The following is an 11,903-nucleotide window of genomic DNA, read 5'->3' on the forward strand; positions in this document are numbered from 1 at the left end:
GCTCCGGCCATGATCATCGCCCACGACCTCGGCACGACCGGGAACAAGGCGTCCCTGCACCACGACGACGGCCGCCTGATCGCCGCGGTCACGGTGCCGTATCCGGCGCATTTCGCGGCCGGCGGCGTCGCCGAGCAGGACCCGGCCGACTGGTGGCACGCGGTCGTCACGGCGACCCGCGATCTGCTCGCGCGCACCGGTACCGCCGCCGCCGACGTCGCCGGGCTCGTGGTCAGCGGGCAGATGATGGGCGCCGTGCTGCTCGATCCCGACGGAGAGCCCGCGCGGCCGGCGATCATCTGGGCCGACACCCGCGCCGGCGCCCAGCAGCGCGAGCTCGAGGCCGCGGTCGGCGCCGAGCGCGCGTACGGCATCCTCGGTCACCGCCTCAACCCCACCTATTCGATCGAGAAGGTCATGTGGGTCCGGGACAACGAACCCGAGGTGTGGGAGCGCGTGCGCCGGGTGTGCGTGGCCAAGGACTTCATCGTGCTGCGGCTGACCGGGCGGTTGGCCACCGACCGTTCGGACGCCTCCGGCACGAACGCGTACGACCAGGTCGCCGGCACGTGGTCCCCCGAGATCATCGCCGCCGCGCGGCTCGATCCCGCCCTGTTCCCCGAGATCCTGGAGTCGACGCAGATCGCGGGCCCGCTCACGGCCGCCGCGGCCGACGCGCTCGGGCTGCACACCAGCGTCCGTGTCGTCATGGGCGGCGGCGACGGACCGCTCGCCGCGGTCGGCTCCGGAATCGTGGCGCCCGAGGACGGCGCCTATGTCTGCCTCGGCACCTCGTCGTGGATCTCCTTCGCGGCGGACGCCCCGCTGCACGACCCCGCGATGCGGACCTTCACCTTCGACAACGTCGTCCCGGGCTCGTTCGTGCCGACCGCGACCATGCAGGCCGGCGGCGCCTCCGTGCAGTGGATCGCCGAAGCCCTCTCCGTCGACCCCGCGCACCCGGAGACGGGGCGCCTCGTCGCCGAGGCCGCGAGCGATGTCGACACCGACGACCTCTACTTCCTTCCCTACCTGCTCGGCGAGCGCTCCCCGCTGTGGGATCCCGACGCGCGCGGCGCGTTCGTCGGTCTCGCCCGCCACCACGGGCGCGCCCACCTCGTGCGCGCCGTGCTGGAGGGGACGGCGTTCAACCTCCTCACCTGCATCCAGGCGTTCCGCGAGGCCGGGGCGACGATCGACCGCATCGACGCCGTCGGCGGCGGGGCGCAGAGCGACGTCTACCTCGCCGTCCTCGCCGACGTCTGGGGAGTGCCGGTTCGTCGCCGCACCATCGTGGAGGAGGCGAACAGCCTCGGTGCCGCGGTCACGGGAGCCGTCGGTCTCGGCCTCACCGACTTCTCCGCCGCCCGAGCGCTCAGCGAGGTCACCGCCGAGTTCACGCCCGACCCCTCCCGGCATGCGGTCTACGCCGAGCGCCACGCGCGTTTCACCGACGCCTACACGGCCCTCGCGCCGTGGTTCGCCGGAAGGCCGCACTGATGGGCGTCATCCTCGTCACGAGCCGCTCCTTCTCGGACGGCGACCTCGACCTGGTCGGGCGCGCCGCGCAGGCCGGACACCGTATCCTCCGCGGACCCGCGCATCACGACCTCGACGAGCTGCGGGTGCTGCTGCACGGCGCCGACGCCTGGATCGCCGGCACCGGACCGGTCACCGACGCGCACCTCGCCGCCGGCCCGAAGCTCAAGGTCGTGGCGCGCTACGGGGTCGGCACCGAGGCGGTGGACCTCGCGGCGGCGCGCGAGCGCGGCATCCCGGTCACGAACACCCCCGGCGCGAACGCCGACGCGGTCGCCGACCACGCGGTCGGCCTCATGCTCGCCGCCCTGCGCACCATCCCGGACGGCGACCGCCGCGTGCGGACCGGCGACTGGACCGTGCGCCGCGGCCGGGAGCTCGGCGCCGCGACGGTCGGCATCGTCGGCTTCGGGCGGATCGGCCAGGGGGTCGCGCGGCGACTGGGCGGGTTCGGTCCGCGGCTGCTCGCCTCCGACCCGTTCCTGCCCGCCGACCTCGTGCGGGACCGCGGCGCCGAACCCGTCACCCTCGACGACCTGTTCCGCACCGCCGATGTGATCACCCTGCACGCCCCCGGCGGGCAACAGCTCGTCGACGCGGACCGCCTCGCCGGGATGCGGCCGGGCACCGTGCTCGTCAACACCGCCCGGGGCGACCTCGTGGACGAGCAGGCCGTGGCCGACGCGCTCCGCGACGGCATCCTCGCCGGGTACGCGGCGGACACCCTCGACGGCGACACGGCCGCGCACGACAGCCCCCTGCTCGACCCGGCGCTCGCCGACCGCGTCATCGTCACCCCGCACCTCGGTGCCCAGACCACCCAGGCCGTCGACAACATGGGGGCGCTGTCCCTCGACGACGTGATCGCGGTCCTCCGTGGCGCCGACCCCGCCCACCCCGTCCCCGTCCCCGCGTCCGCCCCCGAGGAGAACCGATGACCACCGCCGCGACGCCCTCCGCACCGCCCGCCACCGCCGACTACATGGGCTTCGTGGGCGTCACCACCGCCTCGTCGTCGATCATGAAGGTGTTCCCGCTGTGGGCCGACATCCTCGGCCTCCCCACCCGGACCCTCGTCGGCCACGACCTGCCGATGGATGCCGACCCCGCGCAGTACCGCGCCATGGTCGAACAGATCCGCGACGACCCGCACCACCGCGGCGCGCTCGTCACCACGCACAAGATGAACGTGTACGCGGCGGCGTCCGACCTGTTCGACGAGCTCGATCCGTTCGCGGTGTCCTGCGCCGAGATCTCGAGCATCGCCAAGCGCGGCTCCACGCTGTCCGGCCGCGCGAAGGACCCGATCACGGTCGACCTCGCGCTGCGCGACTTCCTGCCCGCCGATCACTTCGCGCGCACCGGTGCCGAGGTCGTCATCCTCGGGGCCGGTGGTTCCGGCACCGCCCTGAGCTGGGCCCTCGCCGAGCGGGACGACGCCCCCGCGCTCATCACCGTCACCGCGCGCACCCAGGACAAGCTCGACCACCTCCGCGAAGTGCACCTCCAGCACGGCACCCCGGAGGGACTGCTCCGCTACGTCGTCACCGAGACGCCGGAGGAGGCCGACGCTCTGGTCACGGCCGCCCCCGCGGGATCGGTCATCGCGAACGCCACCGGGCTCGGCAAGGACCGCCCCGGGTCGCCCCTGACCGACGCGGTCGTCTTCCCCCAGGGCGCGTACGTGTGGGAGTTCAACTACCGCGGATCGCTGGAGTTCCTGCACCAGGCCGAGGCGCAGGAGGACGATCGCGCGCTGCACATGGTCGACGGCTGGCGGTACTTCATCCACGGCTGGTCGCAGGTCGTGGCGGACGTGTTCGACCTCGACCTCACGCCCGAGACCGTCGAGCGCCTCGCGGAGGCTGCGGAGTCGGTGCGCTGATGCCCGCCGTGCGGACCGTCCTCGGCGACATCGACCCGTCGCAGCTCGGGCGCGTGGACTACCACGAGCACCTGTTCCAGGTGTCACCGCTGCTGGTCGGGGACGAGCTCGACGACGAGGCCGCGTCCGGCGAGGAGGCCGGTCTGCTGCGGGCGAGCGGCTTCGAGGCCATGGTCGACGCCACGCCGTTCGGCCTGGGCCGCGGCCCCGCCGCCGTCGCCCGCATCAGCGCCGCGACCGGGCTGCATGTCGTCGCGACGACCGGCCGGCACCGCGAGGCCCACTACGGCCCCGACCACCCGATGCAGGTGTGGGGCGCCGACCGCCTGGCCGCCCTGTTCGTGTCCGACCTCACGCGCGGGATGCCGGCGGATGACGCCGCGGTGTTCGAGGCGCCAGACGTGCCCCTCGCCGCGGGCCCTGGAGCGGAGCCCGTGCGCGCCGGGATGCTGAAGGGCGGCGCCGACTACTGGCGCATCAGCCCGTTCGAGCGGACGACCCTGGTCGCCGTCGCCCGGGCGCACCGGGAGACGGGAGCGCCCGTCATGGTGCATCTGGAGTTCGGCACCGCGGCCCACGAGGTCCTCGACCTCCTGGAGGCCGAGGGGGTGGCAGCGGATCGCGTCGTCCTGGCCCACGCCGACCGTGACCCCGACCCCGGTCTGCACGTCTCGCTCGCCGAGCGCGGTGCCCACCTCGGCTACGACGGCTTCGCCAGGCCGCGCACCCGGTCCGACGCGGAGCTGCTGGCGCTCACGGTCGCCGTGGTGGAGCGCGGGGCCGGCGACCGGATCCTGCTCGGGGGCGACGTCGCCCGTCGCACCCGGTACATCGCCTACGGCGGCATGCCGGGTCTCGCCTACCTCGGCGACCGCTACCTCCCGCGACTCCGCGAAGCCGTCGGCGATGACGCGGTGCACCGGATGCTCGTCACGACGCCGGCGCGCTTCCTGGCCCTCCGCCCCTGACCACCCGGACCCGAGGAGTCGTCATGCCCGAACCCACCGTCCTCCACGCCGTCTTCACCGCGCAGCCCGGGGCCGCCGACCGCGTCGCGGCACTGCTGCGGGACTTCGCCGAGGTCGTCCGCGCCGAGGAGGGCAACATCGTCTTCGAGGCCCACCGCCTCGTCGACGACCCCGACCGCTTCTTCGTCTACGAGGTCTACCGCGACGAGGACGCCTTCCAGGCCCATCTCCACGCACCCGCCGGCGTCCCCTTCAACGCCGCGCTCCAGGAACTCATCGTCGAGCCCACCTCGATCCTCACCTTCCTCCGCCCCCTCTGACCCCCCTGACCCCTCTCCGTCTCCCCTCTCCGTCTCCCTGTTTCACCTGCACGACCTCGCCACGCCCGCACGCCCGTTCCGGCCCCCCCTCGTCGTGCCCCCGTCACCCCGTCGTGCATCCGCCCCTCGTCGTGCTCACGTCCGTCCTTCTGGCTGACCGTCCCCCGTGCCACACGGCTCCGCTCGGCCCTCCGGTTTCACCTGCACGCCCCTGTCACGACGGCACGACCGAACCGCTCGCCCGGTCACACATCGGTCCCCGCGTCGTGCATCCGCACCTTGGGCTCACCGTCCCCGGCCGAACGACTCCACTCGGCCATCCGGTTTCACCTGCACACCCCTGCCACGACGGCACGACCGAACCGCCCACCCGGTCACACATCGGTCCCCACGTCGTGCCTCCGTCCCACCCTCGGTCCCATCCCAGGCCCGACCCAGATCCAGTCCCCAGACCCAAGACCCAGACCCCAGACCCCAGACCCCAGACCCATCCCAGACCCAGACCCCAGACCCCAGGCCGACCCGACCCGCCCCCGGACCCTGTTCATCTGCACGACCCCGACACGGGCGCACGAGGAAACCGGGGTTCCGATCGTGCATCCGCCCCGGGGTCGTGCAATCGGACCGACGATCGACCACGGATCACGGACCACGGACCACGGACTACGGACCACGGACCCACGGACCCGGAACACCACTGAACACGACGAAGCCCCCCGCCCGAAGGCGAGGGGCTCCGTCGTGCGGGTCACTCGTAGAGGACCGCGGCGATCTTGTCGTCGTCGATGTTGTTCTTGTCGTACCAGTAGGAACCGGTGTCGTAGAACTCCTCGACGTCGTCGCCGTTGGCCGCGTCGTAGGCCGCCTGCACGACCTGGGCGCCGATGCCAATCGGGTCCTGCGTGATGGCGCCGGCCATGGTGCCGTCCTTGATGGCGTTGATCTGGGCTGCACCGGAGTCGAAGCCGACGATGGTGATCTTGCCCTTCTCCAGGCCGAGCTCGTTCACGGCGTTCACGACGCCGATGGCCGAGCCCTCGTTAGTGCCGTAGATGCCCTTGAGGTCGGGGTGCGCCGCGATGAGCGTCTTGGCGATGTCGGCCGACTTCAGGTGGTCGCCGTCACCGTACTGGATGTCGACGATCTCGATGTCGGGGTAGTCCGCCTCGATCTTCTCGACGAAGCCGTCGCGACGCTCGACACCCGTCGAGTTGATCTGCGAGTGACCGACGATGGCGACCTCGCCCTCGCCACCGATCAGCTCGGCCATGTGCTCGGCCGCCAGCGCGCCGGCGACCTTGCTGTCCGTCGCGGAGAGGCTGAGTCCGACGTCGCCGTTGCACGGGGCGTCGAAGTAGACGACGGGGATGTCCTTCGACTTCGCCTGCTCGAGCGGGGCGACGCACGCCTCGGGGTCGAGGGCGGCGTAGGCGATGGCGTCCGGGTTCTTGTCGATCGCGGCGGTCAGCATCTCGAGCTGCTGCGCGATCTCGGTCTCGGCGGCCGGGCCCTCGAAGGTGATCTTGACACCCAGCTCCTGGGCCTTCTCCTCCGCACCCTTCTTGACGGCCTGCCAGAACTGGTGCTGGAAGCCCTTCGAGACCATGGCGATGTACATCTCGCCGTCGCTGCTGCCGGTGTCGCCGCCCGAGCCCTCTTCGATCACGTCGCCGCCGCCGGCACAGCCGGCGAACACGAGCGCGGATGCGGCCACGAGTGCCGCGAATGCGGTCTTCTTGCCGAATTTCATGGAAACTCCGTTGTTCTGTGTGGGTGCCGGCCAGGACCGGCGGGTGGACATTCGTGGTGCCTGTGCGGAGGGTTCCGCGGGGTCCGGCCGGAGCCGGGGACGGCGGCGGGCACGGGTTTCGCCGCCGCCGTGTCTCAGGTGCGCTGGCGGTTGCGCAGCGAGTCGAGGAAGACGGCCAGCAGGACGACGACGCCGACGACGATGTTCTGCCACTCCGGCTGGATCGACATGATCCGGAGGCCGTTGACGAGGACGCTCATGATGAGCGCACCGATCACGGTGCCGAGGATCGAGCCGCGGCCGCCGAGCAGCGAGGTGCCGCCGATGATCACGGCCGCGATGGCCTGCAGCTCGTAACCCGTGCCGATCTGCGGCTGGGCCGAGTCGAGGCGGGCGGCGATCACGATGCCGGCGATGCCGGTGAAGGCGCCGGCGAACATGTAGATGAGGATCGTCCAGCGGCGGGTGTTGACGCCGGAGAGGCGCGTGGCCTCCTCGTTCGATCCGATCGCGAACGTGTACCGGCCGAGGAGTGTCTTCGACAGCACGAGCCAGGCGACGATCGCGAGGGCCGCGGTGATGAGCACCGCATTCGGGATGCCGGGGATGAGCACGCCGAGCGCGATCTTCTTGAAGTCGGGAGCCGAGGTCGAGAAGTAGATCGGCGCGACGTTCGAGATGACGAGGGCGAGGCCGCCGGCGATCATCATCATGGCCAGCGTCGCGATGAACGGCGGCAACCGCAGGAAGGTGATGTTGACGCCGTTCACCAGACCCATGAGCACACCGGTCGCGATGCCGCCGAGCACGCCGACCCACACGGGAAGGCCCAGGTTGGTGATGAGCACACCCGTCATCACGGCGCAGAGCGCCATGCCGGTGCCGATCGACAGATCGATGCCGCCGGTGATGATGACGAACGTCGTGCCGAGGGCGAGGATGCCGATGACCGCGGTGGACAGCAGCACCGTGGCGATGTTGCTGAAGGTGAAGAAGTTCGGGCTGGCGATCGAGAAGAAGATGACCAGGACGATCAGGGTGCCGAACGCGAGCGACTGCTGGAACTGCCGCTTGAGGAACCCGGCGACGTCGCGCTTGTCGGTGTCCTCGTTCACGGCCGTCTGGATGATCGTCGTCGTCGACGATCCGGACTGCTGTGGGGTGCTCATCAGTCTTCCTCCCCGTGGGCTGCGAGTTGCATGATCTTCTCCTGGCTGGCTTCCTCGTTGCGGAGCGTCCCGGTGATGCGGCCGTTCGCGAACACGGCGATGCGGTTCGCGACCCGGAGGATCTCGGGGAGCTCCGACGAGATGACGATGATGGACTTGCCCGCGTCGGCGAGCTGCTGCATGAGGCGGTAGATCTCCTCCTTCGCACCGACGTCGATGCCTCGCGTCGGCTCGTCGAAGATGAGGATGTCGCAGTCGCGCATCAGCCACCGGGCGATGACGACCTTCTGCTGGTTCCCTCCGGAGAGGAGCTTGACGACCTGGTTGACCGAGGGGGTCTTCACCCGCAGCTGCTGGACGTATTCCTTGGTGCGGTTCTTCGCCTTGCTGTCGCCCATCCAGCCGATGCCGTTGGCGTAGGAGCCGAGCGACGCGAGCACGGTGTTGAAGGTCACGTCCTGCTCGAGCATGAGGCCGAGCAGCTTGCGATCCTCGGAGAGGTAGCCGACGCCGTGCTTGACCGCGTCCGCGGGCTGCGCGATGCGGACGGTGCGCCCGCCGATCGTGATCGTGCCGCCGTCGCGGTGGTCGGCGCCGATCACGGCCCGTGCGGTCTCGGTGCGTCCGGCGCCCATGAGGCCGGCGAATCCGAGGATCTCGCCCTTGTGCAGCTGGAACGACACGTCCTTGAGGAGCTTCCGCGTGGAGAGCCCCTGCACGTCGAGCACGATGGGGTCGTTGAGATGCTCCCGCGCCTGCGGACGCGTGCCCTCGTCGATCACGCGGCCGACCATCATCTCGATGATCGTCGGAATCGTGATCTCGGACTTGTCGAGTGATCCGATGTATGTGCCGTCGCGGAGCACGGTCACGCGGTCGGCGAGGCGGCGCAACTCGTCCATGCGGTGCGAGATGTAGACGATGCCGGTGCCCCGCGCCTTGAGCTGCTCGATGAGGACGAAGAGGGTCTCGACCTCGCTGTCGGTGAGGGCCGACGTCGGCTCGTCCATGATGAGGACCTTGGCGTTGAAGGACAGCGCCTTGGCGATCTCGACCATCTGCTGCTCGGCCACCGTCAGCTCTCCCACGCGCTGGCGGGGGTCGAGGTGGATGTCCAGGCGCTGCAGCAGCTCGGCCGTCTGCCGGTTGAGCTTCCGCTCCGACAAGAACGGGCCCGTCGTGGGCTCGCGGCCGACGTAGATGTTCTGCGCGACCGTGAGGTCGGGCATCAGGTTGAGCTCCTGGTGGATGATCGTGATCCCCAGCTCCTGCGCCTGCAGCGGGCTGGTGAGCTCGACCTCCTGCCCCTCGAACGTGATCGTGCCCTCGTCCTTGGTGTAGATCCCGGAGAGGATCTTCATCAGGGTGGACTTGCCGGCACCGTTCTCACCCACGAGGACGAGCACCTCGCCGGCGCGCACCTCGAGATGCACGTCCTTCAGCGCCTGGACACCGGGGAATCCCTTGCTGATCCCCTCGACCCTCAGGATGGGTCCACTCATGCGCTCACCTGCTTCCTTGAAGGTTCTGTCGCGATTTCGGCGGACCGTTCCGCCGTAAACATCGGATCAATTCTGCGTCCTGCACCCGGGTCAGTGCAAGTTGTATCTAAATGTATCTAACGATCGGCGGCGGGGGAAGACCTGTAATAACATCTTGATCTCGAAGCGCCCGCGGGTCTCAGTGGAGGCGGATGGAGTCGACCGCCACGAGCTTGTCGCGGATGTAGGCGTTCGCGTGCGCCCCGAGTTCGTCGTTGTCCGTCCAGAGGTTGCGCCAGATGCCGAGCATGCGGCTGAGGTCAGGCGCGACCACGGCCGAGGAGAACGACTCGAACACGATGGGGCCGTCGTAGCCGATGCGTCCGAGCGCCTTGAAGAACGTGTCGAAGTCGACCGTCCCGGTGCCGAGATAGCCGCGGTGGCTCTCGCCGATGTGCACGTACCGCAGGGCCGGGGCCGCATCGAGCACCGGCGCGAACATATCCGACTCCTCGATGTTCATGTGGTACGTGTCCAGGTGGATGCCGAGGTTCGGACGGTCGACCTCAGCGAGGTACGCCAGCGCCTGCCGCGCGGTGTTCAGCACGTTGGTCTCGTAGCGGTTGACGACCTCGAGCGAGACGGAGACTCCCCGCTCGGCGGCGTGGTCGGCCACTCGGGCGATGGTCCGACGGCTCGAGGCGAGACCCTCGGGCGTGACCGGATCCATGTACTTCTTCATCGCGCTGTAGATCACCCCGCAGAAGTGCGTACCGCCGAGCTCGGCGAGCACGTCGACCGCGCGGAGCAGGAGCGCCTCGCCCGCGGCCACCACGGCGGGGTCACCGCTGGTGATGTCGGTCTCGTCGGAGAGCCCGAGCGAGGCGCTGACCGCGAGTCCATGCTCCGCGAGGGCGGCCTTCGCGGCGGCGACGTCGAACGAGAACGGATCCATCAGCGGGAACTCGATGAGGTCGAAGCCCGCCTGCTTCGTCTTCTCGACCGCGAGCCGGATGCCGTCCGCGTCGAAGGTCCCCGTCCAGACGAGTCCGTGGCAGCCGATGTTCATGAGCGCTCCTCCGGCGGGTGTCCGGCACCGTCGCCGCGCGGACTTGGCACGTTACAAGTCCGGTGTGCGAGTCACGCTACGTCTCCGTCGACCGGGGTGTCAAGAACTTTCTTGGCACGTTACAAGTCCTCCGCTAGCCTGGGCCTCATCCGGCCGCACACCGACGGCCCCACCGCCGAAGGAGACCCATGTCCGCGAGCGTGAAGGACGTCGCGGCTCTCGCGGGGGTCTCGGCATCGACCGTGTCGAACTACCTCAATCACCCGCACGTCCTCGGCGCCGCCAGCCGCGAGCGGGTGCGCGCCGCGATCGCCGAGCTCGGCTTCGTGCCGAACGAGTCGGCTCGCCAGCTCCGCGCGGGATCGAGCAAGGCCCTCGCCCTCATCCTCCTCGACGCCTGGCTGCCGTACTTCAACGACCTCTCCCGCGGCGTCGACGACGTGGCGCGGGAGGGCGGCTGGTCGCTCTTCTTCAGCGACAGCGCCCGCGACGTCGCCCGCGAGGAGCAGAACATCGACATGTTCGAGGCCCACCGGGTGCAGGGCATCATCATCTATCCGCGCGGCGATGTCGTGCCGCGGCTGGAGCAACTCGCGACCCGCGGGATCCGCTCGGTGGTCGTCGGCCCCATCCGGGATTCGCCCTCCGTCGCCGCGGTCACCTTCGACGACCGCGGCGGAGGACGGCTGGCCGGCGAGCACCTGCTGTCCCTCGGCCGACGCCGCATCCTCTTCCTCGGAGCCCCGACGGTCAGCCAATCGAACGACCGCCTCGCCGGCCTGCGCGATGCGGTGGCGGGCACGGACGTCCGCGTCTCCGTCCTCGACGTCGAGCATCTGGCGACCGAGGACGGCCTCCGCGCCGGGGCAGGCCTCGTCGAGCTCCCGGCGGAAGAGCGCCCGGACGCGGTCTTCGCCGCGAACGACGGGGTGGCCCTCGGGGTGCTGACACAGCTGCTCCGCCACGGCATCCGGGTGCCGGAGGAGATCGCCCTCGTCGGCTTCGACGACGTGGCCGCCGCACACCAGGGCGTGGTGCCGCTGACGAGCGTGCGGCAGCCCGGCTACGAGATCGGCCGCGCCGCCGGGGCCGCGCTGCTGCAACTCCTCGCCGATCCGACCGCTCCCCCGCCGGCGCCGACGCCGTTCCCGGCCGAGCTCATCGTGCGGGAGTCCACCGTCGGGCGGTGAACCCGGCGTTCACAACTCAGGAGAAGAGCGCGGCTCCGCGTCGAAACGGCCCGTCCAGCCGCTTTCGCCGACGCAGCTCCTGAGTTGTGAACGGAGTCAGGCCGAGGGGTGGCCGACCACGCCCTTCCGGAGCAGTGCGTTGCCGTACTTCCGCGTCTCCCCCGTGCGCACCATCAGGTACGCCTCCTTCGCGACCTCGTAGTACGCGAAGCGCTCGACGAAGCGCGTGGTGTCGAGCTCCGTACCCGCCGCGGCCATGAGCTCGCGTTGCACATCCAGCACATCGCCGTCGGCCGAGGTCATCAGGTCGATGCCGGGCGCGTCGTCGAGCGGCAGCACGCTGCGGATGGCCGCGACGACCTCCGGCGTCGTGGTCCCGGGAAGGTCGACCACCCGTGCGCCCAGTCCCCACGCCGGGAAGTGCGCGTCGGCGACGACCACGGCATCGGAGTGCCCCATCCGGTCGAGATGCAGCAGCAGCTCCCCGGTCAGCAGCGGGTGGATTCCTTCGAGCACGGCGGCTCCTCTCGGT

At 70.4% G+C, this 11,903-nt stretch carries 11 protein-coding genes; 6 read left to right on the top strand and 5 right to left on the bottom strand.

Translation table 11 applies throughout. The features are described 5' to 3' along the window. Window positions 1–9 precede the first annotated feature (9 nt). Genes xylB through MICNX66_RS14910 form a run of 5 tightly spaced genes read left to right on the top strand, consistent with a single transcriptional unit; the run spans window position 10 to window position 4,712 of the window. Window positions 10–1,500: a xylulokinase gene (xylB, locus tag MICNX66_RS14890; RefSeq protein WP_187662515.1), complete on the top strand. Its 1,491-nt coding sequence runs from the start codon at window positions 10–12 to the stop codon at window positions 1,498–1,500. Next, window positions 1,500–2,477: a phosphoglycerate dehydrogenase gene (locus MICNX66_RS14895; RefSeq protein WP_232089109.1), complete on the top strand. Its 978-nt coding sequence runs from the start codon at window positions 1,500–1,502 to the stop codon at window positions 2,475–2,477. The genes xylB and MICNX66_RS14895 overlap by 1 nt, the downstream gene beginning before the upstream one ends. Then, window positions 2,474–3,424, top strand: a complete 951-nt coding sequence (locus MICNX66_RS14900) for a shikimate dehydrogenase family protein (protein ID WP_187662517.1) — start codon at window positions 2,474–2,476, stop codon at window positions 3,422–3,424. The genes MICNX66_RS14895 and MICNX66_RS14900 overlap by 4 nt, the downstream gene beginning before the upstream one ends. Then, the gene (locus MICNX66_RS14905; RefSeq protein ID WP_187662518.1) at window positions 3,424–4,392 is read left to right on the top strand and encodes a phosphotriesterase family protein; all 969 of its coding nucleotides are present in this window, start codon (window positions 3,424–3,426) and stop codon (window positions 4,390–4,392) included. The genes MICNX66_RS14900 and MICNX66_RS14905 overlap by 1 nt, the downstream gene beginning before the upstream one ends. A gap of 23 nt (window positions 4,393–4,415) precedes the next feature. Beyond that, the gene (locus MICNX66_RS14910; protein WP_126894150.1) at window positions 4,416–4,712 is read left to right on the top strand and encodes a putative quinol monooxygenase; all 297 of its coding nucleotides are present in this window, start codon (window positions 4,416–4,418) and stop codon (window positions 4,710–4,712) included. Window positions 4,713–5,460: 748 nt separating this feature from the next. Here the strand turns inward: MICNX66_RS14910 and MICNX66_RS14915 are convergent. The 4 genes from MICNX66_RS14915 to MICNX66_RS14930 form a co-directional block, all read right to left on the bottom strand. Then, on the bottom strand, window positions 5,461–6,462 hold the full coding sequence (locus tag MICNX66_RS14915; RefSeq protein ID WP_071329175.1) for an ABC transporter substrate-binding protein: 1,002 nt from the start codon (window positions 6,460–6,462) through the stop codon (window positions 5,461–5,463). A 134-nt stretch (window positions 6,463–6,596) separates the two neighbouring features. Continuing rightward, window positions 6,597–7,631, bottom strand: a complete 1,035-nt coding sequence (locus tag MICNX66_RS14920) for an ABC transporter permease (protein ID WP_025105378.1) — start codon at window positions 7,629–7,631, stop codon at window positions 6,597–6,599. After that, window positions 7,631–9,133 carry a sugar ABC transporter ATP-binding protein gene (locus tag MICNX66_RS14925; RefSeq protein WP_025105377.1) on the bottom strand — a complete coding sequence of 501 codons (1,503 nt, stop codon included), beginning with the start codon at window positions 9,131–9,133 and terminating at the stop codon, window positions 7,631–7,633. Before MICNX66_RS14925 ends, MICNX66_RS14920 begins: the two co-directional genes overlap by 1 nt. 178 nt (window positions 9,134–9,311) lie before the next feature. After that, window positions 9,312–10,181 carry a sugar phosphate isomerase/epimerase family protein gene (locus MICNX66_RS14930; protein WP_187662519.1) on the bottom strand — a complete coding sequence of 290 codons (870 nt, stop codon included), beginning with the start codon at window positions 10,179–10,181 and terminating at the stop codon, window positions 9,312–9,314. A gap of 188 nt (window positions 10,182–10,369) precedes the next feature. Between MICNX66_RS14930 and MICNX66_RS14935 the strand changes: the two genes are divergently transcribed. Next, complete coding sequence (locus MICNX66_RS14935) at window positions 10,370–11,371, top strand: LacI family DNA-binding transcriptional regulator (RefSeq protein WP_187662520.1); 1,002 nt, start codon at window positions 10,370–10,372, stop codon at window positions 11,369–11,371. Window positions 11,372–11,467: 96 nt separating this feature from the next. Here the strand turns inward: MICNX66_RS14935 and MICNX66_RS14940 are convergent, their stop codons facing one another. Continuing rightward, entirely contained in the window at window positions 11,468–11,887 is a 420-nt protein-coding gene (locus tag MICNX66_RS14940) for an RbsD/FucU family protein (protein WP_187662521.1), read from the bottom strand. Window positions 11,888–11,903 lie beyond the last annotated feature (16 nt).

The sequence above is a fragment of the Microbacterium sp. Nx66 genome (assembly GCF_904066215.1).
Taxonomy (GTDB): Bacteria; Actinomycetota; Actinomycetes; order Actinomycetales; family Microbacteriaceae; genus Microbacterium; species Microbacterium meiriae.

What these genes read in the sequence shown, in the direction of transcription:
- MICNX66_RS14915 (WP_071329175.1), bottom strand. Translation starts at nt 6,462, where the DNA reads ATGAAATTCGGCAAGAAGACCGCATTCGCGGCACTCGTGGCCGCATCC.
- MICNX66_RS14900 (WP_187662517.1), top strand. Translation starts at nt 2,474, where the DNA reads ATGACCACCGCCGCGACGCCCTCCGCACCGCCCGCCACCGCCGACTAC.
- MICNX66_RS14935 (WP_187662520.1), top strand. Translation starts at nt 10,370, where the DNA reads ATGTCCGCGAGCGTGAAGGACGTCGCGGCTCTCGCGGGGGTCTCGGCA.
- MICNX66_RS14930 (WP_187662519.1), bottom strand. Translation starts at nt 10,181, where the DNA reads ATGAACATCGGCTGCCACGGACTCGTCTGGACGGGGACCTTCGACGCG.
- xylB (WP_187662515.1), top strand. Translation starts at nt 10, where the DNA reads ATGATCATCGCCCACGACCTCGGCACGACCGGGAACAAGGCGTCCCTG.
- MICNX66_RS14920 (WP_025105378.1), bottom strand. Translation starts at nt 7,631, where the DNA reads ATGAGCACCCCACAGCAGTCCGGATCGTCGACGACGACGATCATCCAG.
- MICNX66_RS14905 (WP_187662518.1), top strand. Translation starts at nt 3,424, where the DNA reads ATGCCCGCCGTGCGGACCGTCCTCGGCGACATCGACCCGTCGCAGCTC.
- MICNX66_RS14925 (WP_025105377.1), bottom strand. Translation starts at nt 9,133, where the DNA reads ATGAGTGGACCCATCCTGAGGGTCGAGGGGATCAGCAAGGGATTCCCC.
- MICNX66_RS14910 (WP_126894150.1), top strand. Translation starts at nt 4,416, where the DNA reads ATGCCCGAACCCACCGTCCTCCACGCCGTCTTCACCGCGCAGCCCGGG.
- MICNX66_RS14895 (WP_232089109.1), top strand. Translation starts at nt 1,500, where the DNA reads ATGGGCGTCATCCTCGTCACGAGCCGCTCCTTCTCGGACGGCGACCTC.